Source organism: Algibacter lectus, assembly GCF_900112395.1.
GTDB lineage: Bacteria > Bacteroidota > Bacteroidia > Flavobacteriales > Flavobacteriaceae > Algibacter > Algibacter lectus.
Genome location: NZ_FOLN01000009.1, coordinates 137,317 through 163,498 on the forward strand (window position 1 = coordinate 137,317; position 26,182 = coordinate 163,498).

The 26,182-nt window shown below is 33.5% G+C and carries 24 protein-coding genes; 9 read left to right on the forward strand and 15 right to left on the reverse strand.

The window, feature by feature from the left end:
• Positions 1–199: 199 nt before the first annotated feature.
• The 6 genes from BM246_RS15285 (at position 200) to BM246_RS15310 (ending at position 5,453) form a co-directional block, all read left to right on the forward strand.
• A complete protein-coding gene (locus tag BM246_RS15285) occupies positions 200–916 on the forward strand; it encodes a DUF547 domain-containing protein (protein WP_074939028.1) in 717 nt (238 codons plus the stop codon).
• Between the two features lie 24 nt (positions 917–940).
• Complete coding sequence (locus BM246_RS15290; protein ID WP_074939030.1) at positions 941–1,855, forward strand: hypothetical protein; 915 nt, start codon at positions 941–943, stop codon at positions 1,853–1,855.
• Positions 1,856–1,892: 37 nt separating this feature from the next.
• Positions 1,893–2,900, forward strand: coding sequence for a glycoside hydrolase family 113 (locus tag BM246_RS15295; protein ID WP_074939032.1), 1,008 nt, complete (start codon positions 1,893–1,895; stop codon positions 2,898–2,900).
• The gene (locus tag BM246_RS15300; protein WP_139221906.1) at positions 2,884–3,633 is read left to right on the forward strand and encodes a hypothetical protein; all 750 of its coding nucleotides are present in this window, start codon (positions 2,884–2,886) and stop codon (positions 3,631–3,633) included. Before BM246_RS15295 ends, BM246_RS15300 begins: the two co-directional genes overlap by 17 nt.
• Positions 3,633–4,892, forward strand: a complete 1,260-nt coding sequence (locus BM246_RS15305) for a POTRA domain-containing protein (RefSeq protein WP_042505182.1) — start codon at positions 3,633–3,635, stop codon at positions 4,890–4,892. Before BM246_RS15300 ends, BM246_RS15305 begins: the two co-directional genes overlap by 1 nt.
• A 156-nt stretch (positions 4,893–5,048) precedes the next feature.
• Entirely contained in the window at positions 5,049–5,453 is a 405-nt protein-coding gene (locus BM246_RS15310; RefSeq protein WP_042505181.1) for a DUF8192 domain-containing protein, read from the forward strand.
• A gap of 295 nt (positions 5,454–5,748) precedes the next feature.
• On the opposite strand, the gene BM246_RS19835 is transcribed toward BM246_RS15310, so the two are convergent.
• Positions 5,749–5,949 carry a hypothetical protein gene (locus tag BM246_RS19835; protein ID WP_139221907.1) on the reverse strand — a complete coding sequence of 67 codons (201 nt, stop codon included), beginning with the start codon at positions 5,947–5,949 and terminating at the stop codon, positions 5,749–5,751.
• A 53-nt stretch (positions 5,950–6,002) separates the two neighbouring features.
• Between BM246_RS19835 and BM246_RS15325 the strand changes: the two genes are divergently transcribed.
• Positions 6,003–6,452, forward strand: a complete 450-nt coding sequence (locus BM246_RS15325; RefSeq protein ID WP_074939038.1) for a hypothetical protein — start codon at positions 6,003–6,005, stop codon at positions 6,450–6,452.
• Between the two features lie 98 nt (positions 6,453–6,550).
• A complete protein-coding gene (locus BM246_RS15330) occupies positions 6,551–7,144 on the forward strand; it encodes a hypothetical protein (protein ID WP_074939040.1) in 594 nt (197 codons plus the stop codon).
• A gap of 415 nt (positions 7,145–7,559) precedes the next feature.
• Here BM246_RS15330 and BM246_RS15335 read toward each other — a convergent pair whose 3' ends face one another.
• Positions 7,560–11,012 (reverse strand): pyruvate carboxylase, encoded by a 3,453-nt coding sequence (locus tag BM246_RS15335; protein ID WP_074939042.1) that lies wholly within the window; start codon positions 11,010–11,012, stop codon positions 7,560–7,562.
• Positions 11,013–11,207: 195 nt separating this feature from the next.
• Here BM246_RS15335 and BM246_RS15340 point away from each other — a divergent pair, with 195 nt between their 5' ends.
• Positions 11,208–11,939, forward strand: coding sequence for a metallophosphoesterase family protein (locus BM246_RS15340; RefSeq protein WP_074939044.1), 732 nt, complete (start codon positions 11,208–11,210; stop codon positions 11,937–11,939).
• 230 nt (positions 11,940–12,169) lie between these two features.
• Here the strand turns inward: BM246_RS15340 and BM246_RS15345 are convergent, their stop codons facing one another.
• The 13 genes from BM246_RS15345 to BM246_RS15405 all read right to left on the reverse strand — a co-directional run bounded on the left by BM246_RS15345 (position 12,170) and on the right by BM246_RS15405 (position 26,180).
• The gene (locus BM246_RS15345; protein ID WP_074939046.1) at positions 12,170–13,693 is read right to left on the reverse strand and encodes a carboxypeptidase-like regulatory domain-containing protein; all 1,524 of its coding nucleotides are present in this window, start codon (positions 13,691–13,693) and stop codon (positions 12,170–12,172) included.
• A gap of 191 nt (positions 13,694–13,884) precedes the next feature.
• On the reverse strand, positions 13,885–14,592 hold the full coding sequence (locus tag BM246_RS15350; protein WP_074939048.1) for a TIGR04283 family arsenosugar biosynthesis glycosyltransferase: 708 nt from the start codon (positions 14,590–14,592) through the stop codon (positions 13,885–13,887).
• The gene (locus BM246_RS15355; protein WP_074939050.1) at positions 14,585–15,481 is read right to left on the reverse strand and encodes a DUF547 domain-containing protein; all 897 of its coding nucleotides are present in this window, start codon (positions 15,479–15,481) and stop codon (positions 14,585–14,587) included. Before BM246_RS15355 ends, BM246_RS15350 begins: the two co-directional genes overlap by 8 nt.
• On the reverse strand, positions 15,478–16,359 hold the full coding sequence (locus BM246_RS15360) for a sterol desaturase family protein (protein WP_074939053.1): 882 nt from the start codon (positions 16,357–16,359) through the stop codon (positions 15,478–15,480). The genes BM246_RS15355 and BM246_RS15360 overlap by 4 nt, the downstream gene beginning before the upstream one ends.
• A gap of 71 nt (positions 16,360–16,430) precedes the next feature.
• Positions 16,431–16,634, reverse strand: a complete 204-nt coding sequence (locus BM246_RS15365) for a hypothetical protein (RefSeq protein WP_042505168.1) — start codon at positions 16,632–16,634, stop codon at positions 16,431–16,433.
• Position 16,635: 1 nt separating this feature from the next.
• Positions 16,636–17,448 (reverse strand): purine-nucleoside phosphorylase, encoded by an 813-nt coding sequence (locus BM246_RS15370; RefSeq protein WP_042499228.1) that lies wholly within the window; start codon positions 17,446–17,448, stop codon positions 16,636–16,638.
• Positions 17,441–18,070 (reverse strand): TIGR04282 family arsenosugar biosynthesis glycosyltransferase, encoded by a 630-nt coding sequence (locus BM246_RS15375; protein ID WP_074939056.1) that lies wholly within the window; start codon positions 18,068–18,070, stop codon positions 17,441–17,443. The genes BM246_RS15370 and BM246_RS15375 overlap by 8 nt, the downstream gene beginning before the upstream one ends.
• Positions 18,063–18,557 carry a rhodanese-like domain-containing protein gene (locus BM246_RS15380; RefSeq protein ID WP_074939059.1) on the reverse strand — a complete coding sequence of 165 codons (495 nt, stop codon included), beginning with the start codon at positions 18,555–18,557 and terminating at the stop codon, positions 18,063–18,065. The genes BM246_RS15375 and BM246_RS15380 overlap by 8 nt, the downstream gene beginning before the upstream one ends.
• 52 nt (positions 18,558–18,609) lie before the next feature.
• Positions 18,610–19,440: a metallophosphoesterase family protein gene (locus BM246_RS15385; protein ID WP_042505162.1), complete on the reverse strand. Its 831-nt coding sequence runs from the start codon at positions 19,438–19,440 to the stop codon at positions 18,610–18,612.
• Positions 19,425–20,768, reverse strand: a complete 1,344-nt coding sequence (locus tag BM246_RS15390) for an SLC5/6 family protein (protein ID WP_394363852.1) — start codon at positions 20,766–20,768, stop codon at positions 19,425–19,427. The genes BM246_RS15385 and BM246_RS15390 overlap by 16 nt, the downstream gene beginning before the upstream one ends.
• Positions 20,761–22,203 (reverse strand): SusD/RagB family nutrient-binding outer membrane lipoprotein, encoded by a 1,443-nt coding sequence (locus BM246_RS15395; protein ID WP_074939062.1) that lies wholly within the window; start codon positions 22,201–22,203, stop codon positions 20,761–20,763. Before BM246_RS15395 ends, BM246_RS15390 begins: the two co-directional genes overlap by 8 nt.
• Positions 22,204–22,243: 40 nt before the next feature.
• Positions 22,244–25,435, reverse strand: coding sequence for a SusC/RagA family TonB-linked outer membrane protein (locus BM246_RS15400; RefSeq protein ID WP_074939065.1), 3,192 nt, complete (start codon positions 25,433–25,435; stop codon positions 22,244–22,246).
• A gap of 55 nt (positions 25,436–25,490) precedes the next feature.
• On the reverse strand, positions 25,491–26,180 hold the full coding sequence (locus tag BM246_RS15405; RefSeq protein WP_074939068.1) for a TIGR04282 family arsenosugar biosynthesis glycosyltransferase: 690 nt from the start codon (positions 26,178–26,180) through the stop codon (positions 25,491–25,493).
• Between the last annotated feature and the right edge of the window lie 2 nt (positions 26,181–26,182).

Sequence of the window (26,182 nt, forward strand, 5' to 3'; positions counted from 1 at the left end):
TTAGAATTGTGATTCTTTAGGTCGTTTTAAAGATAAGAACTTAACTTGGTGTATTAATTTAGAATAGATTTAAATAAAGAGGGGCTCTGTAAGGCAAAGCTTAATTATCAGACTTTTCAAAAAACTTTTTTAAAGTGTAAGTTGGCTAACAAATAAAAAGCAAGAGGAAGTTTTACTTTGTATCATTAAAATTTATAAAATGAAAAAACATATTATCATAGTATTTACCATGAGCTTATTATCGGTTACGAGTTTTGCTCAAAACACAAACGAATTCTTTTCTAAAGCCGATGCTTTTTTTAAAACCTATGTAGTTAATGGTAAAGTAGATTATTCTAAAATACACAACGAACCTAAAACTTTAGATGAGGTTTTAAAATTAGCCGAAGGTATTTCGGTATCAAAAACAGATGCTAGTGTTTACCAAGCATTTTGGATAAACGCTTATAACTTATCAGTAATAAAAGGGATTGTAGATAACTATCCGCTAAACTCTCCTCTAGATAAAAAAGGCTTTTTTGATAAAACAACATATGCTTTAGGTGGTAAAAACACAACGTTAAATAATATAGAACATAAACTTTTACGAGAGGTTTTCAATGATGCTAGATTTCACTTTGTACTTGTTTGTGGCGCTGTAGGTTGCCCTCCATTAATAAGTAAAGCATATTTGCCTAAAACAGTAGATAGCCAAATGACGAAGCAAACTAAAATTGCCCTTAATGGAAGATTTTTAAAGGTGAATGCTAAAAAGAAACGTGTTGAGGCTTCTCAAATTATGGAATGGTATAAAGGTGATTTTACAATGAATGGGACTACTGAAATTGATTTCATTAATACTTACAGAACAGAAAAAATCCCAACCAATTTTAAACTAAGCTACTTTCCATACAACTGGAAAACTAACACACTATAAAACGTACAATAAAACAATTTAAAGATGAAAAAAATACTAACGGCATTCTTGCTAACACTTTCTTTTACAGGCTTTGCTCAGCAAGACGATTCAATAGAAAACAAAAAAAGTAATATCCAAACTTACACACCTTCCAAGTTACTAAGTAGCGGGCAATGGGATATAAAATGGTTTAATAATTTATATACGGAAACCAAAGATTTATTTGGAGAAAATGGGGCAAAACAAGATAAGGATAGAGAAACCTTTTTCACGTCTACATTGGATGTTTTTACAGGGGTTTCCGCAAATAGTAAATTTAATGTTGGTTTGTTATTGGAGTTTCGTTCCAATGTTATTGGAGGACGCGATGCTCTAGATGTTTTTAAGTTTGATGGAGAAACAAATACGGCACGTTCTGGTTTAACATCTTTTGCTCCGGCCATAAAATTTAACCCTATTAAAGGTGTGGGTAACTTTACCATTCAAACCGCTTTTCATATTCCGTTAATAGATAATGAAAAGGAAAATGGCGTGTTTTTAGATCAAAAAGGATTTATATTTCAAAACCGTTTTTTCTATGATTACAGTTTTTCTGGCGGAAAATGGCAATTGTTTTCAGAGCTTAATTCAGAATTCAACTTTGGTAAAAAATTAGAAAGAGATAGCTCTGGAACTCAAATAGGAGGGAGTTTTGCAAACAATAGTTTGCGCTTAACGCCAGGAGTGTTTTTAAGTTATTTCCCAAGTTCTAAATTTACTGTATTAGGGTTGATACAACACTCACAATTAATTGATGCTGGAAATGATTTCTCTCAAGATTTTACAGCACTTGGTGGTGGTTTAAAATATCAATTAACAGATGTTCTCAATGTAGAAACCCTTTATACAGGCTTTGTGAGAGGTAATGATACAGGGCTAGGGCAATCTTTTAACATAGGTTTAAGAGCTTTGTTTTAATGTTTAGTAGTAAATTAGGAGCAAAAAAACTTTTTTAATGAGAAGAAATATATTCCTAGTTTTACTTACCCTGTTTATTTTACAGAGTTGTAATGCCCAACCAAAAAAAATAAATGGTGTTAGTTTTGTAGCCTCTCGAGAAGCTATTTCTCAAAAAAATGTAATGCCAGTAATTAATATAAATGCCAATTTTGCGGCAGTTATGCCTTTTGGTTTTATTAGAGATATTACGCATCCCGAAATTGCTTTTAATACACAAAGGCAGTGGTTAGGCGAAACTAAAAATGGTGCACAGCAATATGCCGTAGAACTTCAAAAGCACGGTATAAAAATAATGATAAAACCTCAAATTTGGGTGAGTCATGGCGTGTATACTGGGCATATAGAAATGGCTACGGAAGCAAACTGGAAAGTTTTCGAACAATCGTACTCTAAATTTATTTTAGAATATGCCAAGTTAGCCGAAGAGGTGAATGCCGATATATTTTGTATTGGTACAGAACTAGAAAAGTTTGTTGCAAACAGACCAGAATACTGGAACAATTTAATTGTAGAAATTAAAAAGATTTATAACGGTAAATTCACTTACGCTGCCAATTGGGATGAGTTTAAACGTACTCCCTTTTGGGCGCAAATGGATTATATAGGTATAGATGCTTATTTTCCGGTTAGCGAAACCAAAACACCAACAGTTGCGGAGTGTATGGCTAATTGGGGCACGCATAAAGCGGTTATTAAAAGTACATCGGAAACTTATAAAAAGCCGATACTATTTACAGAATTTGGTTACCGAAGTGTCGATTTTACGGGTAAAGAACCTTGGCGAAGCGATAGAGCTATGGATTCCGTAAACCTAGAAGCACAGACTAATACGTCTGAAGCTTTGTTTAAAACCTTTTGGAAGGAAGATTGGTTTGCTGGAGGGTTTATTTGGAAATGGTTTCATAACCATGAAAAATCAGGTGGAGAAAATAACTCGAGGTTTACGCCACAAAATAAACCTGTAGAACAGTTAATAAAATCTCATTATGAGGCTTATAAGTAATTTAAAACTTTTAATAATATGCTTGTTTATTAGCGCTTGCGATAGCGATGATGGTGCTGAGTTGCTTTTAAATAATAATACCATTTTATCTGAAGTTTTAAGCGTTAATATCTACGAAGAAGATGCCGTTATAGCTTGTGCGGCTAGCACAGATTATGATGCTAATTTGGTTAATGTTTATTTTTATCCGGAAGCAGGAGCGGAATCTTTTAAATTATATGAAACCGATGTCTTTACAGTAAATGGTGAAGATTTTTCAGAATACAATTTTATTGATTTAGAAACCAAACCACTTTTTAATGGCGCTTTGCGCTTTTTCGAAACTACATCTAATGCGGCTTGGTTTACGGTGGTTTATCAGGTGGGTGATGTTATAAAAGTTGCAACACCTGTTCGGAATAAAAAAAGCAGTCAACCATCGCAGTGGACCGATGAGGTGCTTATTAATCAACAGCAATCAGGAATGCCAATTTTTTCATGGGATGTGCTTTCCGAAGAAAACAATGCTATTTTCTTTGAAGTTTTAACTACAGAGAGTTCCGATTTAATCTCAGGAACCTATACCTATAACAATCAATTTCAATATTATAAACTCGATAATGTGGTGCTAAATATTACTCCAGATACACCGCCAAATTTAATATCGGGAAATAATTATATATTTACAGTAATGGACGTGAGCTTGGATAATTGGGTAAACCAAGTGATTATGACGCCATTTACTGTAGAATAATGAAAAAAACTTTACTTTTTATTTTATTAATAACCTTTGCTCATGGTGTGGCTCAAAACCATATGGTGGCCGATTTAAAAATTCAGGGGAATAATAAATTAAAAACATCTTTCATTAAAAGTTTAGCGTCTATAAAAGGTGGTAGCATTTTAGATTCAACCATTATAGAGCAAGATATTAAACGATTAAAGCGTTTGCCGTCGGTTGCTCATGCGTATTATCAAGTTTTTTTGTCAGATGATGGTGCTTACAATGTGTTTTATGGCATTGAAGAAAACTTTACCCTTATTCCTTCACTTAATATTTACACTACCGATAACGATGAGTTTGCCTACCGCGTAGGTTTGGCAGAATTTAATGCTTTGGGCAGAAATATTGCCGTTGGTGGTTTTTATCAAAAAGATGTTTTTAATAGTTATGCTTTAAACTTTAGAGCGCCTTATTTGTTTTCTAAACGGTTTGGTTTGGCTTTTAACCTGCAAAGTTTAACGACTCTAGAACCTGTGTTTTTCAATAATACATCGGCTAATTATAGGTATAATAATAAGTCTGTAGAAATCTCTGGTTTGTACGAGTTTAATTTTAGTAATAAGCTCGAAATTGGATTAAATAGTTTTGAGGAAGATTACCAATACCAAAGTGGTGAAACTAGCGAAAATGTGCCGCTAGAACTCAATATACCTAAGTGGCTTATAAAGGGTATTTACGATTATAATACGTTAGATTATTTTTATCAATACATTTCCGGATTCCGAAGTCAGTTTAATTTTCAGTTTGTAACCTCTAATCAAGATGGGGTTGATGATTTCTATATAGGCTGGAACGATTTTTTTATTTTCAAACGCGTTGGCGAAAAAGGGAATTGGGCAAATAGAGTTCGGTTGGGTTTAGCATCTAACAACGATACGCCTTTTGCACCGTTTTCTGTAGATAACAATGTTAATATACGTGGCGTAGGGAATACCATAGATAGAGGTACCGGAGTTATTGTTGTGAATACCGAATATCGCCAAACACTTTTCGAGAAAGATTGGTTTGTTCTACAAGGTAATGCCTTTATAGATGCTGGTTCTTGGCGAAATCCTGGTGGCGAACTATCCGATTTTAGTAGAAGTAAAAATATGAAACTTTACCCAGGCATTGGGTTGCGGTTTTTTCATAAGAAGATCTATAATGCTGTTTTTAGAATAGATTACGGCTATGGTGTTTCTAAAAATGCCACGCAAGGTTTAGTATTTGGTATTGGTCAGTACTTTTAATTTTTTGATACTTTACCGTTATTTTTTTAATTGCTGAAGTTGTTTTACGTAAAAAAAACTTATTTTTATTCGGAAGAAAATTCTTTCAGTATAGAGAGGTGGGATATTTCTATGAATCATATACCTTAGTTACCTGCAAGCTGAAAAACAGAACTTATGAAAAAAATCGGAACATTAATTTTACTGTTAATTTCCTCAAATATATTTGGACAAAACCTCTCTGAATGTGGAATTGACAATAACCCGAAACTCACTCAAGTGGAGTCTGAATATCTGAACGCATATCTGAATGAAAAACTAAACGGATTTGACTTTAAGGACAAAAAAGTGATTTTCAGAACTGGGAATAGCGGTAACCGAATTGGAACTAAAAAGGAATATTTTGAGCACATACAAAAGTGGGATGAGAAAAACTCTAAAGTAGCGACTGGTATTGATATTCTGACTAATGAGCAAAAATCGGAATCTGGCGGATACGATGTTATTGTAACTTATTGGGTCAAGGTTTTGACAGAAAAACGGAAAAATAAAATATTAATAGGAATAAAAGCCAGCAGGTAACATTGTATAAAAACAATGCTTAGTTTAGTGCTTAATCAAAGGTCGTTGTTATTTTGTTACGTAAACGTTATTATACTTTAAGCTTTTTAATACTCTCGAAAAATGATAAAAAGAAATTTAGCTTCAATATTTGTAATAGCCTCTTGCGTTTTGGGTATATTAAATATTGATTTTTCAAACATTTCAGACCCCAACGAATATTGGCTTTTGATTTTTTCATCGTTAATTATTTTAGCATCTATAATATTCACTTTAAATACGGAATCAAAATTTAATAAAAACAAATAAATATGAATTATATAAAAACAGGATTAATCATTTCGACAATTATTATTTTTCTTTCTATGGTGTTTTTAGAGTATGATGTGCTAACTGTTAATACCATTAAAGATGTTTTTGTAATTCCTGCATTCATTATTAATGTAGCTTTGATCTTTAAGGTTTTTAAGAAGAATAAACAAAATAGCGATGTTGTGTAGGCTAATTTAATAAACATCCAAACGCAACCTTTTTATCAAAATTTCATCTACAAAGCAAAATCTACATCTGATGAAAAACTTCCATTTACTTTTAGTATACGTTGCATTAATTTTCCAAAGTTGTAAAAGCGATGATTGTGGAGATTGCTTTACGCCACCTAATAGTTTTATTTTCGAAATTGTAGACAAAGCGAGTGGCGAAAACGTATTTACGAATGGTACCTATGTGGCTGGTGATATCGAAATAACAGACCGTTTGAATGATAATGAACGTATTGAGTTTATGTTTATTTCAGAAGATAATATAAATCAAATTCAAATTGGTTCAATAGGTTGGGATACAGAAATTGTAAATTTAAAAGTGAGTATTTCGGGTCATGAAATTTTTAATCTTTATGTGGATGCCGAAAGAAAAATGGGTGAGTGCTGTAGTTATACAGAATACAACGCAATCACGATTATAGATGCTGAATTTGAATTGGATGCTGAAACTGGTATTTATAAAATACTTGTGGATTAGAAACTATTTCCTAAGTAGTTGTCTAAATAAATGTTATTGGAAAAAATTAGGTTGAACTGATTTTTGAATTTTATAAAAATAGTATCTTGGGTAAATTTATGGAACGATATATAATTATAATAAGCCTGATTAGTTGCAATTTTGTGAGTGCTCAATTCTTCGGTAATAAAGCCTTTTATTCATCTGGTGAATTAAATTTTGGAAATTACATTGGTGTTGATTTAAATTTAAATTATGTTTATAAAGAAAAGTATTCATTTATAATTGGATATACGGGTAACATTCGCAAGCCTAAATCACAGCCCAGTGATTATTCTTCGGGAATAGTCGGAGTGTTTTCTTTTGGTTTGGCTAATCCTCATGACCAAATGGAGAACTATAAAATAGGCGTTGGGAAAATCTATAAGCTCAATGAAAGCGGTACCATTAGGGTTAATATGTCTGTTGGAGTAGCTTACACTACGATAAGAGAACCTGAGAATTGGCAAACAAAATCTGATACTTTTTTTGTAGAGAATTATACATGGAACTATAAAGCTCAAAATACATTGAGTTTAATTCTTAATCCTAAAATAGAATTTCCGTTTACGAGGTATTATGGGTTAACAATTTCTCCTATGGTGCAAATAAATAAAGACCGTACATATTTTGGAATAGGAGTAGGACAAATGATTGGGTTGTTAAGGCCTTAAAAAAAATATGATTTCTATAATACATAACACATTGATTTTACCCCAAAATGATGCAAAATTAACAGATAAATAAGCATACAAATACATCAATTTCAGTGTTTTGAAAAATGGATGATGACTATACCTTTGTAGTGTAAAATATTGCAAAAAAGAACAAGTCCAAATCTTAATATTATGTTTATATCTCAAGCTTACCAATGTTATCAAGTATTACACGAAGAAAAGAGTTCAATTTCAAAAACGAGTAAACAAACAAATACGGATGTTAGTTTTTCTCAAAAATTAAAACAACTTTTCAGTGTTAAAAAGCGTGTATTCCAATCGTAATAAATAGTATAATATATAATGCCCAAATTAAACTGTATGTGTAAAATACAGTTTAATTTGGGCATTATTTTATTAAATAATGTTGTGTTTATTCTAGAACAACAACAAGATCTTCTGAGTTTACCATATAGCCAGTTTTTAAAACAATTTTCTTAACGGTAGCATCGGTATTTGCTGTAATTGTTGTTTCCATTTTCATGGCTTCAATAATAAATAATGGCTGATTTTTACTCACTTTTTCGCCTTTTTTAACCAAAATAGTAGAAAGCATACCTTGTAATGGCGCTCCAATTTCGTTATCATCGTTTTTATCGGCTTTCATGTTTTCAACTTTATCAACTTTGATAGCGGTGTCTTTTATTTCAACACTTCGACCTTGGCCATTCACTTTAAAATAAACGGTTACAATACCATCTTCATTAGCTTTACCTATGGAATCTAAAGTAATAAGTAACGTTTTTCCTTTATCGAGCTCAACAATGGTTTCTTCACCAATTTCCATTCCGTAGAAAAAATTCTTGGTCGGTAAATTCATGAGGTTATCGTATTTTAAATGCTTATTGAAAGCATCTGTAAAAACCTTAGGGTAGAGTTGATAAGATAGAAAATCGGTATAGTCTATAGTTCTGCTTAAATCGTGTTCAAATATTTTTTTGAAATCCTTGTATTCCTGATCTAGATCTAATGGCGGAATATGCGCATTTGGTCTGTCCGTATAAGGTTTTTGGTCTTTTAAAATTAATTTTTGCAACGCTTCCGGGAAACCGCCAACAGGTTGGCCAAGTTCGCCTTTAAATAAATCTACAACCGATTGTGGAAACGAAATACTATCGCCGCGCTCAATAACATCTTGTATGGTTAAATTGTTGCTCACTAAGTATTGTGCCATATCTCCAACTACTTTGGAGCTCGGTGTTACTTTTACAATATCGCCAAAAAGGGTGTTTACTTCGCCGTACATTTTAGTAATTTCATGAAAACGACTTTCTAAACCTAATGCCTGTGCTTGTGGTTTTAAGTTTGAATATTGCCCGCCAGGGATTTCATGTTTAAAGACTTCGCCAGATCCGGCTTTTAAGCCCGATTCAAATGGGTAGTAATAATCTCTAACGGTTTCCCAATAGTTAGAATATTCATTTAGAGAATCAATATTTATACTGCTGGCTCTATCTTGAAACTTCATCATCTCTACCACGGAGTTAAAGTTTGGTTGAGATGTTAATCCGGATAAACCACCAAGTGCCACATCTACAACATCTACACCAGCTTCAATAGCTTTTAAATAAGTGGCAGATTGTATTGATGAGGTATCATGTGTATGTAAATGGATAGGGATTTTAAGTTCAGATTTTAATGCTGAAATTAATTCGTAGGCTGCATAAGGTTTTAGTAAACCAGCCATATCTTTCACGCCTAAAATATGTGCGCCTGCATTTTCAATTTCTTTGGCAAGATTAACGTAGTATTTTAAGTTGTATTTTGTGTTTTCTGGATTTAAAATATCATTGGTGTAGCAAATAGAACCTTCGGCTAAACCGTTTGTTCTCGTGCGTACATGCTCGATACATGGGCCAAGAGATTTCATCCAGTTAAGTGAATCGAAAATTCTAAAAACATCCACGCCATTTTCCCAGGCTTGTTCTACAAATTCACCAATTAAATTATCAGAATATGCTTTGTAGCCCACACCATTAGATCCGCGAATAAGCATTTGTAGTAAAAGGTTTGGCATCGCTTTGCGTAGCATGCGTAAACGTTCCCAAGGGTTTTCTTGTAAAAAACGTAAGCAAACATCAAAGGTGGCACCACCCCAAACTTCCATACTAAAAATATCAGGATGATTTTTGGCATAACCTTCGGCAACCTTTAGCATATCGTAAGTTCGCATACGCGTGGCTAATAAACTTTGGTGTGCATCGCGCATGGTAGTATCGGTGAAATGAACTTTTTTTTCATTCATTAACCATTGAGAAAATTTTTCAGGACCAAGTTTTGAAAGCAAATCCTTTGTGCCTTCAGGAAAACGAGCATCTGGATCAAATTTTGGAACTTTTGGTTTTATAAACGTTTTAGAATGATCTATTTTTTTAACATCAGGATTTCCGTTTACAATAACATCACCTAAATAAGTAATGAGTTTTGTAGCTCTATTTCTAGGTGCTTTAAATATGAATAAATCCGGATTGGCTTTAATAAAGTTAACAGTAACCTTACCTTGCCTAAAAGTATCATGTTTTAAAATATTGTCTAGAAAAGGCATATTGGTTTTTACACCGCGAATTCTAAACTCTGCCAAGGCTCTACGTATTTTTCTACTTGCACCATCTAACGTTCTACTATTCGCTGTTACTTTAACTAGCATAGAATCAAAAAATGGCGAAATAGTAGCACCTTGATAAATACTTCCGGCATCTAAGCGAATACCAAAACCAGAAGCGCTCCTGTAGGCAGATACCGTGCCGTAATCGGGTTTAAAATCATTTTGTGGGTCTTCGGTTGTAATTCGGCATTGCAACGCATAACCGTTTATTTGAATAGATTCTTGATTTGGTATTTTTATTTGCTCATCGGCCAGTTTATAACCGCCAGCAATAAATATTTGTGTTTTTATTAAATCGATGTTTGTAATAACCTCCGTAACGGTGTGCTCTACTTGTACACGCGGGTTTACTTCAATAAAGTAAATAGAATCATCATCGTCTACTAAAAACTCAACCGTACCAATGTTATTATAGTTTACGGCTTTACAAATTTTAATGGCGTAATTGTATAGGGCTTGTTTGGTTTCATCTTTTAAACCGTAAGATGGTGCAAACTCGATTACCTTTTGGTAGCGTCTTTGTACGGAGCAATCGCGCTCAAATAAATGCACGGTATTGCCATAGCTATCGGCAACAATTTGAATTTCGATATGCTTAGGGTTTTCTACAAATTTTTCAAGAAAAACGGTATCGTCTCCAAAAGCATTTAAGGCTTCGCGTTTACTTTCATTAAAAGCTCCTTTAAGTTCGTCTTCTTTTCTAATAACGCGCATACCACGACCACCACCGCCAGAAGCCGCTTTTAGCATAATTGGGTAACCTATTTTTGTTGCTTCGGAAAGTGCTACATTAATATCTGTCAAAGGTTTTTCATTACTTTGAATAATAGGAATATTGTTTTCTACAGCCACTGTTTTGGCTGTGATTTTATCACCTAAAGCTTTTAAAACAGAAACTTTTGGACCAATAAAAATAATGCCGTTATCTTCACAAGCTTGAGCGAAATCAGCATTTTCAGATAAAAAACCATAGCCAGGATGTATGGCATCGGCTCCATTTTTTAATGCTATTTTTATAATAGCATCAATATTTAAATATGGTTTTAAAGGCTCGTTGTCTTCTCCAATTTGGTAAGATTCGTCTGCTTTGTATCGGTGTAAAGAGTAGCGGTCTTCAAAAGTATAAATTCCTACTGTTTTTATACTTATTTCGGTACAAGCTCTAAAAATTCTAATTGCAATTTCACCTCTATTGGCTACTAGTATTTTTTTTATTTTCAAGGTTGTTTCGTGTTTAGTTTGTTTGGTATTAAATATAGCTAAATTATTTGTAATATATTTCTTTGATATGCCTTATAATTAATACAAAACAAGAGTTTTAGGTAGAAAACCGTTAGATAATTTTTAATCTAAATTTAATCTTACAATTTTTTAAATAATTTATATTCCGTTAGCTTTGCTTAAAAAGGAAAATACATGCGTACAATAGCAATTGGAGATATTCACGGTGGGTTAAAAGGTTTGGTTCAACTTTTAAATAAGTTAGAGGTTAGAGATGAAGATGAACTTATTTTTATGGGCGACTATGTAGATGGTTGGAGTGAGTCGGCTCAGGTTGTACAGTTTTTAATTGAATTGTCACAAAAAATAGAATGTGTTTTTATTAGAGGAAATCATGATGTTTGGTGTGAAGAATGGTTGGAAACTGGAGAGGTGAACATGACGTGGTATATACATGGAGGCATGGAAACGATGGCGAGTTATGATGATTTTTCAGATGAAGAAAAGAAAGAGCACCTTGCCTTCTTTAGAAAACTTAAATTATATCATTTAGACGATCAAAACCGATTGTTTTTGCACGCCGGATTTACATCTATGCATGGCGTAGAGAAAGAAGTGCATAAACCTACGCTTTATTTCGATAGAACACTTTGGGAACTTGCTTTGGCCATGGATAATAACTTAGATACTAAATCGTATTTCTACCCAAATAGATTAAAACATTATCATGAAATTTATATAGGGCACACACCAACAACTAATTTTAAATGTGATATTCCAATGAATGCTATAAACATCTGGAATGTAGATACCGGAGCGGCTTTTAAAGGTAGAATTACAGGTATGGATATTGAAACTAAAACGTTTTTACAAAGTGATCCTGTTTACACCTTATACCCAAATGAAAAGGGACGTAATAAGGATTAGTTATTACACCCTTTTTTGAAAAATAGTTATGTTATGCCGACAAAGGAGACATCGCATAATATTGACTTTCATTATAAATGTAGAAGAAATCAACAGCGAAGAACATTGCAGTATATAGTTCTGTTATTTGTTATAAAAGTCATGTCGACAAAGGAGACAACACATAACGGTGGTTTTAATTCCTCATGAGATGTTTCCTTTGTCGACATGACAAAAAGATTTTTATTTTTTTACTCTAAACTTTTAAAATCTTTAATAGCTTGGTTAGGCTCAATAACATTATAACCTTTCCAGAATTCCGGATCGTATTTTGGTAAATACACGGGTTTTACTTCTGGTTTTTCTTTAAAGTCGTTAAAAACAACTTCTGTTATTTGTTCGTTTTCAAAAACAACTAATTCGCTTTTTTCCTTAATGGCCATTATAAAATGAATATCAGTATCCAATTCGTTTTGTTTACGTCTGCCTTTAACGTGTTTGTTTTTTTCAATAATGGTTAATGGGCGTTTAATTCCAAATTGGCTGCCTTCTTCAACTTCGGCATATTTTAAAGTATATTTTTCGGCTTCGTTTTTAGAATAAATAAGCGTTCCTTTTTTTAGGTTTCTTGTGTGCGATAAGCCAAATAATTTAAAACTATTAAGCACTTTTACGTTTTCATAATCTATTCTAACAATCGCAAAATCATCAGTGTTTACATAAATTGTTCCTTTAAAATCTTCTTTTCGTTTTGGTGTAAAAGTTATTTTATAAACAAACTCATCATTTAAAAAACTATAATCTTCCACTTTAAACTCAAAACGATTTTGTTTTTCTAAAAAGTTTAAATAACTGTCTTCAAAAATAAAACTACCATGTTCAAGTTTCGCAATAGCCGATTTACGGTAATTAGCAAAATCTTTTTTGCGTTCAGCTTCTTTCTTCTTTTCTTCTGCGAGCATGGCTTCGGTTTTTTCAACCTCTTTCTTTTGCTCACCGTAATCAAAAGCGGTAGAGTCTATATCTGTTTTTACGCCAAATAAGCCCGATTTAATTTTGAAATATGAATCACGTTTTACATTTTCTTTTAAAATAGTATTTAGTTTTTCTTCGTAGGTCTCAAAACTCATTTCTGCGCTTTTATCATATAGATGCGATGCCTTAATAATATCTATTTTTTGCTTATCCCTTTTACCTGGTATGCCGTATGAGTTTGCTAAAAGTTCAGTGTAATCGTCTGCGTTTTTCGGTATGGCAGCAATTAAACTATCTATAAATTGTTGATTAAATTCAGGAATAGTCGATTCGTTAACCTCAACATCACTTTTTATTAAATTTTGAAATGATGAAGCGCGGTAAAATAATTTTCTTTTAATAAAATTATAATCATAATTGTTTGCTAAGTTTTCTTGTACTTTTTCAATAATTTCCTCAGGAGTATAATTTTTGTTAGAAACTAAAACCTCATCCAATTCCATAGCTTTTGTGCTTAGAAAAACAATGCTGTCTTTAAAGTTTTTAGCGAGAAATTGTTTGGTTTCGTAACCTAAACATCTAATTTTTAAAGAATCTTGCTTGGCCGATTTTTTATTCAAATAAATAAGAAAATCTCCATTGGCATTACTAATAACACCCGAGTTATCATTAATAGAAATAGTAGCATACGGAATAGGTTCTTGCGTAAGAGAATCTAAAATTTTGGCACTAAGCGATTCTTGTGAGTGGCTGTAAATTGATAGTAAACCGATGGCAATAAAAATGTAGAAATGTTTCATGTATCTTGTTGTTTCTTATAAAAGTAGACGAATTACCGAATCATTTGTAACATTTAATTTTTCTTTAAGTGAATTTTATAAGTTTTTAACACGGTATTAAAACTCTGTTAAACAAGATGGTATAACAAGATTTAACCTTATTTTATTTTGAAATAAAAAATGAAATTAGAATCAATTAAAAATGAATTTACCTAATTATTCTGTGCCGCAATATACTTTAAGTAGTAGCGGTTTAGTTTTTCTGGAGAAGCACCAAGGCGCTTTTTTAAATGAATGGCCCAGAAATGAAATTGAAGGTTGAAGATACCATGATTGTTGTATTTTCTAGCTGAGGTTGTTAGCCAGTCTTGCAGCACAACAAATTGCTTACGTTGGTATAATTTGGAAATAAAATCATTGTCTTCGTAAATGGTGAAATTTTCATCAAAGCCACCAATATCTTTAAAAAGAGCATGTGTAATAAATAAGCTCTGGTCGCCACCTCGACACACTTGCCAATTAAACTGCGTAAACCAACTCGCTAATTTTAACCACCAATGCTTGGAGTCAAATTTCATTTTAAAACAACCAGAAGCGTTGCCGTTTTCTATAGCCGATAATATAAGTTGATCGTATCTATTTGGCGGGAAAGAATCGGCATGTAGAAAGTATAGAATATTACCTTTAGCCTCACTTGCTCCAAGATTCATTTGTTTGGCACGACCTTTTTCAGAGTTTAAAACTTTAATATTTAATCCTAAGTTTTTAATTATTGGTATCGTGCCATCGGTACTGCCACCATCGACCACAATAATTTCTGAAATATTGTTTAAAGCAGAACAATCTATAAGATGAAACAACAAGTTTTCAATCGTCTCAGCTTCATTTAAAACAGGAATTATAATGGAGATTTTATTCATTTAAATTCCAGTTATAGTCTTTGTAGCTTTTTTTCGCTTTCGCGGAAATGTCTACGTTACTGTATTGATTTAGAAAGTCTATTATGTCTCCATCTTGTTTAAAATCTTTAGAAAACCACTGAAATATTTTTGAGATTTTAATGCTGTTTTCCGAAAGTTCGTTACGTTCCGGATCACTTAAAAACTCTTTAGTAGCGTTGGTAAGTTGAGTTTCTAGATTTGAAGCAGTAAACGCAGTGTTTTGTAATTTAGGACAAGACACGGAGGCACAAACTATAGCAAAATGGATACGTGGTTCGTCCATTTTACGCAGTATTTCATGCTCAATATCACTTAAATTAAACCATTTGTCTCCTAGTTTCCAAAAACGTTGATCCCATGGTTTATCAATATCTTTTATACTTTTTAAAGGGTAGTTTTTTAGAATTAAATCTACCGTTAATGCATTGTATGCATTTATCCAAAAGGCAAGTGTTTCTTCTCTAGAAAGTGATGTAAAGCTAGCGTCAGTATAAATAAGGTTTAAAACTTGTATATAACTCAGTAGTTTCGCTTTATCCGTTTTAAAGGCTTTGTAGTTTACCTGTCCAGCACCCGAAACATGTTTTTGTAATAAGTCATTCCATAATGTGTGAGTCGCTACTATTTCTTTTTTAGTAATTTCTTCAATAATATCGGTTTGGCTTACTGTTTCTTGGGGAGTGTTAATAGCAGGAGTTTCTGCTTCGCTACTTTCTTTAATAAGTTTTGTTTCTTCTATCTTTTCCGGTTCAGTGTTTATTGCTGGTAGGGTAGAAGGAGTGGTTTGTTCTGGTGCTTTGGTAACAGCTTTATTAGCGCTGCAAGCGAGCAAAAAAAAACTAAAACTGAAGTAAATTAAGTATTTCATTTTTTTAACGGATAAAGTTCTTGACTTAAAAAATCTTTCGGGAACTTCTCATCATCCTCAAAACCTAATTCAATATCTCTGCCATCGTGAGGGATATAGTCGGTTTTAAAAATGTAGTCCCAAATACTTAACGTTAGTCCGTAATTAACACCAAACCTAACATCTTTTGGTAAGCTTTTAACATGGTGCCAAATGTGCATTTTGGGGTTGTTAAACACGTATTTTAAAACACCATAATCCCAACCTAAATTGGCGTGATTTAAATGACCAATAGCAATGCTGAAAAAATAAACAATAGCAACATCTTGCGCGCTGTAATTGGCTATTAATGCCAAAGGAATATAGAGTAACGATTTGTAAACCACTGGCTCCATCCAATGATAACGGAGGTGTGCGGCAAAGCCCATTTCTTTTACTGAATGATGGACTTTATGGAAATTCCAAAAGAATTCAAAACGGTGCAGTAATCTATGTGTGTTCCATTGCACAAAATCGGAAACTAGAAAGAAAATAATCAATCCGAGCCATTTTGGTAAATCTTCAGCATCAAAAATCTGCAAATCTTTTAGAGATAAGCCTATCATTTTTAGAGTATCATTTAAAAACTCTGCGGCCGTATTAGAGAGGGCCATTAAAATAATGAGGTTTAAAAGAAAGAAATTGAAGAACATGTAAAACGTATCTAACCAAAAGTCTTTTCTAAAAATAGATTGATTTTTCCGCCAAGGAAAAACAATTTCTAATACCCAAACAATAAGAGAAATGGCTATTAAGCCATAAAAATAATTATCCCAGTTGTTTTGAAAGAGAATCTCGTTTTTAAGATAATTCCAATAACCAGAATAGGCGTTTTTTATTATGTCTAGGTATTTATTCATATAAAACTAAATAATCTAATCTTGATTATTAAAGTAAATCAAACTCATTTCAAACAGAGCATTAAAGGCAACTATATGCCAAATTGCTTTTTGTCTTTGTATATTTTAAATAAATTATAAGCAAATGATACACCAGCTATAATCCATATACCTCTATAAAGCCAAATGTTTATTTTTATATCGAAAAGTACGCCGTATTTTTCGTCTAATAGAAAACTAGTTAGTACTTTATATATGGATAAAGCGAGTATAATTACGGGGATTAATATTTTCAATTTAGAGTGTTTTTATCAATTCTTTAAAAAGTGTAATCATTTCTGGTTCAGCTTTGGCAGCCATAGCTATAATTTCACTAATATCTACAGGTTGCAAGTTGTTTGGGTCGCACTCATCGGTTAGTACCGAAATAGCTGCAGCTTTTAAGCCTAAATGGTTAGCAACAATAATTTCTGGAACGGTGCTCATACCAACAGCATCGGCACCAAGAATTTTTAACATGCGGTATTCTGCGCGTGTTTCTAATTGCGGTCCAACTACACTGGCGTAAACACCTTCGTGAAGTTTTATGTTGTTAGCTTTAGCAATGGCTTTAAATTTGTTGTTAATAGCAACATCGTAGGGTAGACTCATATCAGCAAAACGTTCACCTAGCAATTCAACACCTTTAAATGCTAAAGGAGAACTACCTTGTAAGTTTAAATGGTCGTCGATAAGCATAAGCTCACCCTTTTTGTAATCTAAGTTTATAGCGCCCGATGCATTAGAAACCAATAAGGTTTTTATGCCTAATTTTTCCATTATACGCACAGGATATGTTACATCTTGTAACGAGTAACCTTCGTATATATGAAAACGGCCTTGCATTATAATAACCTTTTTGCCTTCTAATTCTCCATAAATTAGTTTGCCTTTATGAAACTCTACTGTAGCAGTCGGGAAATTTGGAATGTGATTATAGCTTACTTCTTTTATGATGGTTATTTCATTTACAAGCTGGCCTAATCCCGTGCCAAGAATAATACCTATTTCTGGGCTTTCAAATCCTTTTCCTTTTAAGTAATCTACCGTTTCTTCTATAAATTTAATCATGTAATTGTTTTAGTTTTTCTTGTAATTCCGTGTTAGACTGATAAAATTTTGAAGCTATTAAATCTTCAAAAGTATCAATGTCATTTAAGGTCTCTAAAGTACTAAAACTTACTCGGTTTTCTTTTAATTCGTTAAGCGTTTCTTCTAATAAATTATCTTGACTCCATGGCTTGTTTTGAAATACAAAATCGTGGAATTTAGAAAAACCAACAAGATAGTAACCACCATCTTCAGCTGGGCCAAAAACGACTTCATTACTCTTTAATGCTTGTAATCCGGCGTTAATTTGAGACTCGGTAATATCTGGTAAATCGGAACCAATTAGTACAATTCTATCATAGCCATCTTCAAAACCTTGTTTAAAAGCATGACTCATACGGTCTCCTAAACTTTCGCCTTGTTGTACGGCTTTAACGTTGTTTTTCCATGTGTTTTCTACTACCGCTTCAGAAAAATAAATACGCTTATCTGCTTTAATAGTTTTAATAGCTTTTTCTGTAACATCTACCAATTGGGTATACACATCAAAAGCACCTTGATTGCCAATTGTAGCTGCAAGCCTGGTTTTTACTTTGCCTAGTTTTATGTTTTTTACAAAAACAATAACGAGTTCTTTATTCATATACTTTTATTCCTTTTTGTAGCCACTTGCTCCATGTTTTATTGAAGGTATGGATACTATCTGTTTCTTTTTCTTGTTTATTATAAACGGGGAAATCGTTGCTTTTCCACTCAAAAATACCGCCGTATAAATTTTCTACATGTTTATATCCTGCTTTTTTAAGACTGTCGGCAATGGATTCCGATCGAATACCAACGGAGCAATACACCACTATTTTGGTGTCTTTATTCGGTACTTTTTTGTAAACACTATCTATTTTAAAATGATCGTAACCAACGTGAATAGCATTTTTTAAGTGGCTGGTTTCATATTCTTCTAGTTCTCTAGAATCGAGAATTATAGCATTGTTTTTTGGCATAGCTAATTCCTGTACACTTATGTAAGGCACACTATTATCGTTGTATTGTTTTAATAGTTTGTCAATTGATTTTTGAGCAAACATAGAAAACCCATGCAGAATTAATAATAAGAATAAGCTTTGTTTCATGTTGATTTAGTCTCTCAAATTTAATAAAATTACATTTGGTGGTGATTTTGATTTAAATAATCTGAACTCCAAAACCTTGTAAGCCACTTTCTATAGCTGGTAAAATCTCGGTGTTGTCCCAAATACCGGTAACAATAGTTCTTGCATATTCTTTTGGAAGCGAATCGTTTAACATGAGTTTGTTTGTTAATCTGTAATTGTAATTTAAACTATAATGTTTAAAACTGAATGTGTTTTGCGAATCGTCTAAAATTGCATACCACACATTTGGACTTCCGTCGTTTGCAGGCATGCCAATAACACCTGGGTTTAACCATAGTTTATTGTCGTGCTTATCTTGAAAAGGTAATCCGCAATGACCACCAATAACAACATCAAATTCATTGCCGTTAAAACTTGGTGCTTTGGCATCCCAAGGCGTGGATTTGAAAATAAATTCTGATGTATTTTCAAAAGAACCATGAACGACTAAAACCTTCCGGTTCGCATAATTAAAGGTAATATGATCGGGTATGGAGCTAATGAAGCTTAGCGAATCTTTAGAAAGTTTACTTTGTGCATAAGGATACCATTGTTGAGAAAATCCATCGCATCGAGATCCTTTTCTAAAATCGCAACCACAATCTGTCGCGCCTTCGCTAAGTTGTACTTCCACATTACCCGCAATACTTTTGGCATTCCATATTTTAAAAAGCTGTACGGTTTCTTCGGGCTGTGCACAATAACCAACAATATCTCCGGTACAGATACAACGCTCTGGCGGGATATTTTCTTTCTCTGCAATTTGCTTTAGCGCTTCTAGGGCTTGAAGGTTGCTGTAAACACCTCCAAAAAGTAAAACTTTACCAGAAATTTGACCTAATTCTTCTATTTTTTTATCCATTTTGGAATAATATATAATGTGATACAACTTAAAACGCCCCAGAAATTAATCCAAAGTAAATCGGCATATTTTCCTTTAGTGAAAATGAGTGATTCTGGAAATATGTTTAATACTAAAATGATACCGAAAACTAATCCACAACTTACGCTGAGGTAATAACTTATTTTAGGAACATTTATATTCCAGAATAGAAATACAGGTGTTAAACCAATAACCATAGTTCCTGATATGGTTGTAGCCGATAATATTTCAGCATCTAAAAACACAGGAATTGTGCCTAAAACAGCTATGATTATCATAGAAAGACGACCGAAGGTTACATTTTTTCCTAAGTTTAAATCAATGGATAATAACTTTGAAAAGGATGAAAACGTAGAGTCTAAAGTAGAAGCAGCCGAGGTAATCATAATGAAATTTATAATGAGTAAAATGAATACTCCAAATATTTTACCGACTTCTACAGCGGCTTGCCCTTGTATATTTTGAGTTTGGGCATAAACGCCAATGATACTAAATAAAATAATGCAAAGCGCACCCAAAACACTAGCGATTAAAAAGCTTCTTCTTGTAACTTTAGGGGAACTTATAAAAGCTCTATCTGTAAGAACGGGATCGTGAAATGGATAACTAAAAGATTGAATGATGGCTGCGAAAAATAAGTTTAAACCTAGCTCAAAACTCCATGTTCCAGATGATACAATATCTTGAGTTGAAAAGTCTTCGATTGAAAATATATGATACAAAATAATGAATAGTAACACCGAAAATAACCCCATTTGTATAACATCGGTAAAAATAGAACTACTCAATCCGCCTTTTAAAGCGTAAGCTAAGGTTAGTAGCGTAAATAGAAGTATGGACCAATAATACGGAGAACTTCCTGTTTCGCCAAAGTAGCTGCCAATAACCATGGTGTTGCTCCATACTTCGTTAAAAAGTCTAAAAGCAATTAAAATTGAAAAAATGGCCATGGCACCTTTTCCAAATTTTGTAGTTAAAAAGTGGTGAATACTCTCAAAACCACCCTTAACTCTTAACTGATAAAGTAAAATACCTGCAACAGCAAAAGATAGATAATACCCAGCATAGGCCACACCACCAACTAAACCAAATTGCAAACCAAGGTTTGCTGCATTGGTAATACTTTTAGCAAAAATCCAAGAAATTATAAGGCTTCCCGTTAAAACTACGGTGCCTGGTTTTTTTAACCTTTTGGTAGCTTTAAAAAACTGATCTGTGGTTTTAGCAAAGGGCGATAAAAAAAATAATATCAAACTCGATGTTATAATTAATCCCCATTGCCATGTTATTGTGTCTATATTATTCATTCCACCATACGGGTATGTTAATGCTGTTGTTATCAGTGTTTATTGCGGCTTTTGCGTAATGTTCTGCATTTAAAGTTTCTTCTTCTGCGGGGTAAGGCATGCGTACAGGAATCAGGTTATTGTTTAAACTAGCCGAAATTGTTTTTAATTCAGGAAATCCGGTTCGGTTATATTCAATCCAACCTTCATACCCGTTTATAATATTTGCAATCCACTTTTGAGTTATTATTTGCTCTAAAGGCGTTTTGTCGGTATTATAATAAGCGGCTTGCTCTGTGAGGTAATTGACTGGTAAGGCTGTGTTCCAATATTCGAAAGCTAAAGCGACACCATGGTTATAAAGCTGTTCTGCATCGGCTGTAATTAAATTCTTTTCAGCAGCTTCGGCTAGAGCAAATTTCACTTCCCAAGCGGTTATAAAATTAGCCTCTAAAGTTGAGGTGTCGTCTCTAAAAGCGGTTCCTGCTAAAGAGTAATCTGCTAGTTTTGGTGATGTTGAGGTCGCGTCAATTCCATTTAGTAATCCGTTAAATTCACTGGATTTTGAGTTTGAAAAAGGTTGGAACAAAGTACTTATACGTGTATCATTCAAATCAATTAGGATATCTTTCATAGTTTCAGAAAGCACAAAGTTTGTGAAATCTCCAATTCTTAATTGTGCCAATCTAAAGCTATTTGGGTCGGAATTTGTGAAGTTGAAAATGGCGTTTTCTGAATTTTCTTTGATATACTTATCAGCATCATAAATCGCTTGTAATTCCGCAGAAACATCTTCTTTATTTGAAATACGTATCAGGTGTTTAATTTTTAAGGAATTTGCAAAGCGTACCCAGCCTTGTAAATCACCATGGAATAAAATATCACCTTCTAATGAAATAACATCTGTATAATTTTCAATTGCAGCAATACCTTTGTCTAGATTATCTAGAATACCACCTTCGCTTAGGTAAATATCTTCTTGATTATCATAACTTGGCGTTACGGTAATAGTCGTGCCATTGAAAGCTTCAAAATAGGGTGCATCACCAAATAAATCGGTTAAGCCAGCTGCCATATAGGCTTTTAGAATAAGCGCTGGGCCTTCGTAAATTTTAAAAGCATTAACGGTTCTAGACTGATTTAAAATAATTTCATTGTCCCGTAAATTGGTGTAAAATATAGACCATGGGTTGCCTCCTAATTGGGGTGATTTAAGCGCATGTCTATCGAATAAATTAAAGCCTAAGGCTGTTCTGTGTTGCGATAATAAATCACCAGCAACAAAACCTTCATAACTCATTTCTTCGCCATAATTATAAATAACTTGGCGCAACAATAAACTTGGTTGTACCGAAACAGGCGCGTTTGGGTTTGTATTAATATTTTGAAAGTCGTTCGTACAGCTAGCTATAGTTAGTAGACTTAAAAAGGATAATATATATAGTATGTTTTTCATGAATAATATTTTAAATTTCCGTTAAAACGAAAATGTGCTTTTAAAAATCAATGCCCACTTTTAAACCAAAACTTCGGGTTGTGGCATAACTTAAATCTTCAACACCATTAACAAAACCATTGCCTTGTACGGCAAGTTGTTCTGGATCGAAATGTGGGTTTTCAGTAATAGCAAATAGATTATTTCCTGTAAAAGAAAGTGTTAATGCGGCACCGTTAGTAAGCCCTAGAACTCCTTCGTTTAGTTTAAAACTGTACCCCAAAGCAAATTGGCGTAGTTTTAGAAAGGAGGCATCATATACATTATTTTCTTCGTGATTTCTGTTGTAAAATTGTCTGTAATAACTTTCAGCAGTAAGGGCAACGGTGTTGGGTAAACCTGTATTGATATTTACACCTTGGGCTACAATGCCTGCTTCTGGTCTAAATACTGTTTCGGATAGTTGACCGCCAACGTTTCCTAAAGCCCGAGTTCGTGAAACAATTTCTCCGCCTTGTCTCCAATCGAGTAAGAAACTCATATTCCAATTCTTGTAGTTGAAGTTGTTGTGCCAACCTAAAGTGAAATCAGGATTGTAATTGCCTAATTTTTTTAAGGTGTTATCTTCAATGAAATCGCCACTATCACTAATAATAAATTCACCATTTTCATTTTTGGAATATCCCGTTCCGTAGAAATCACCTAAACGCCCACCTTCTTCAACTTGAAACCAAACAGTTTGGTTTGCGCTATCGTAAATTCGGCTAAAGGCTAGTGTTAATCTGCCATCATTTTGTGGTAAATCTTTAACGGTAGATTTATTTGTTGCAAAATTAAAGGTAGAATGCCATGTGAAATTTTCAGTTTTAATCGGTGTTATGCCAAGTACAATTTCAACACCTTTACTATTTACAGTTCCTCCGTTTACTACTTGCTCATTATAGCCTGATGAGGTTGCAATAGGAAGTGAAATAATTTGATCTTTAGTATCTGCATTGTAATAAGTGAAATCGAAATTTAATCGGTCTTTAAAGAAACGGAGGTCTGTACCAATTTCAAAACTTGTGGTTTGTTCTGGTTTTAAGTTGGCATTAGGTATAAAGTTTTGATCACTAAAAGTCGGCTCACCATTAAAAGTGGTTTGCGAAACAAACGTTCCTGAGGTTTGGTATGGATTCGTGTCATTTCCTACTTGAGCAAGACTCGCCCGTATTTTTGCGAAAGATATGGCATGAGGTAGTTTTACTACATTAGATAAAATAAAACTAGTAGAAACCGATGGGTAGAAAAACGATGTTCCATCTACAGAAAAAGGAGTGGCTAATGCGCTAGACCAATCGTTTCTGCCGGTAACATCTAAGTATAAATAGTTTTTGTAGCCTAATTTAGCAATACTATAAAGCGAGTTAATACGCTTTTCGCTTTTAAATTGAAAAACTTCAATAGGAGAAGCAGCATTATTAAGACTGAAAATTCCTGGTTGCGCTAAATTAACCGTTTGCGACTGTTTGGTAGATGCCGTTTGATTTAAGCGATTACCACCAGCTGAAAAATCAAAGGAGAAATCTCCAAATTCATTGTTGTAATTAATTAAGAAATCGGTATTAACTTCTCTGTATGTAACATCATGTTCTGCATAAGCACCATTTTGAAAGCGATTACTACTGAAGTTTCTAATCAGTTGGCGCGTTTCACTACTGTAATCCATACCTGTTCTAAGCGACACGCTTAAATGATTGGTTAGTTCCTGTTTTATGGCAATATTCCCGAAAATTCGATCACGCTGAAAAGCATTTTTGTTTTCATATAAAATAAAATAAGGATTATCGAAAAAGGCATAGTTAAACGCGTATTGTTGCACACCTTCTAAACCGGGTTGCCAATAGTTTTTTAAATTATCGATGTTGAGCGAACGTGGGCCCCAAGCCACTAAAGAATAATTCACGTTTTCGCTACCGTAACCATTAGATGGTCTATTATTGCTGCTAGAGTTTACATAGCTAAAAGAACTGTTAATCTCCGTTTTATCGCTAGGTTTAAAATTGAGTTTTGTAGCAACAGTTTGGCGATCTAAATTTACACCCGGAATAATAGATTCACTTCTTAAATCGGTGAATGATAATCTATAGCTACCATTATCAAAACCATTTGAAATTGAAATGTTATTCGTGGTAGTAACTCCTGTTTTATAGAAGTCTTTTAGATTGTCTGGGTTAGAGTTAAACGGTGTCGCAGTTATAGGTAACCCGCTGTATAACGATGTGTCGCCTCCTCTTACGAAACTACCATCAGGAAGTTGTACGGGGCTATCAAATTGAGGTATTAAAATACCTGCATCTAATTTGGGTCCCCAAGAATAAGTTAAGTTATCACTTGTTCCGCCACCTAAACCATCTACAAATTCAAACTGTCCAGATTGTCCTTGTCCGTATGTGTTTTGAAATTCAGGAAGTTTAAAAGCAGAATCTAAAGTTACCGATGTATTTAAACTCACTCTAAAACCTTTTTGCTTGTTTCCGTCTTTGGTTTTTATTACTATAACACCGTTTGCAGCCCGTGTGCCATAAAGTGCGGCAGCATTTGCGCCTTTTAAAACAGTAACCGATTCTATATCGTCTGGGTTAACTTCCATGGCGCCATTTCCAAAATCTATTTCTTGAAAACCCGCCGCAGCTTGGTTGGTGAAATTAAAAACGGTTTGATTATTAATAGGCGTGCCATCAACAACAAAAAGCGGATTGTTATTAGAGAAAGATGCTTCGCCTCTAATAGTGATTTTAGAAGTAGATCCAACTCCAGTTGCGCCTTGTGTAACCGTAACTCCTGCTAATTTGCCTTGTAGGTTATCTAGAAAATTAACCGTTTTCACTTCTGTTAAGTCATTAGATTTAATAGCTTGTACCGAATAACCTAGCGCTTTGGTATTTCGTTTTATACCTAAGGCGGTTATAACAACTTCGTTGAGCGCGGCGGCATCTTCGGCTAAACTAACGTTTATAATCGTTTTGTTTTCGGTTGAAATTGTTTCGGTTTTATACCCTAAAAATGAAAATTGTAATGTTTTTGTTTCTGTTGAAATTTCAATAGAGTAATTTCCGTTTTCGTCGGTAATTGTACCTGTTGTGTTGCTAGTTATATTTACAAAGGGTAAAGGCTCATTGTTTTCCTTGTCTGTAACACGACCAGTTATCGTCGTTTGTGCATGCGTAATACCGTATATGGTAAATAGCATGCATAGTAAAATATGCTTCATTTAATTGAATAAAAGTTAGATAAACCTTCGGGAAGATTTAAAAGAATAATAAGATTTATTGTAAATGAAGTAGAGCGGGGGAGCCCTTGTTGTGTTGCCTTTTTAAGATGAAGTTATTAAAGGCTGAAATATGGTAAGCTATTAGTTTAGTTGAAATTGAAATAGACTGAAGTAAAATAGATTTAATAGCAGCCGAAATGCTTTTGAAGCTATTTAAAACACGTTCTATATCGGAAGCATTATCAATATCTGTTAATACTTCTAAATAATGAATTTTGGTGTTGTTGGAAGCTAAAGCTTTCGATATGCTTCTATTTAAACTAGTTGTTTGCCAAGGTAAATTTAAAAAAGCGTCTTTGTTAAACAGTTGCTTTTTTAAGCCCATTAAATAAAAACCACCATCTGTAGAAGGACCTAAAACAACATGATTATGTTTTAGCTTCTCGGCAGTTTTTAAAATATGTTTTGCAGTTAAATGTGGCGTATCATTCCCAATAGTAATAATGGCCTGGTACCCTTTGTTGTAAATAGATTGAATGGCGTTTGTAAAACGTTCGCCAAAATTTGCTCCAACTTGTTGGTTTTCGCTTAGATGGAAATAAGGTAAGCCTGTTTTTTTTGCAATGTTTATAGTTTGAAGGTTTAACGCTTCAAACAAACCGCTTGTTGAGGATAATGGTTTTGATACCATCTCCTTTTCAGCAGAGTTCGCAAAAATTAATATGGCTACTTTATGGTTTTTCATTG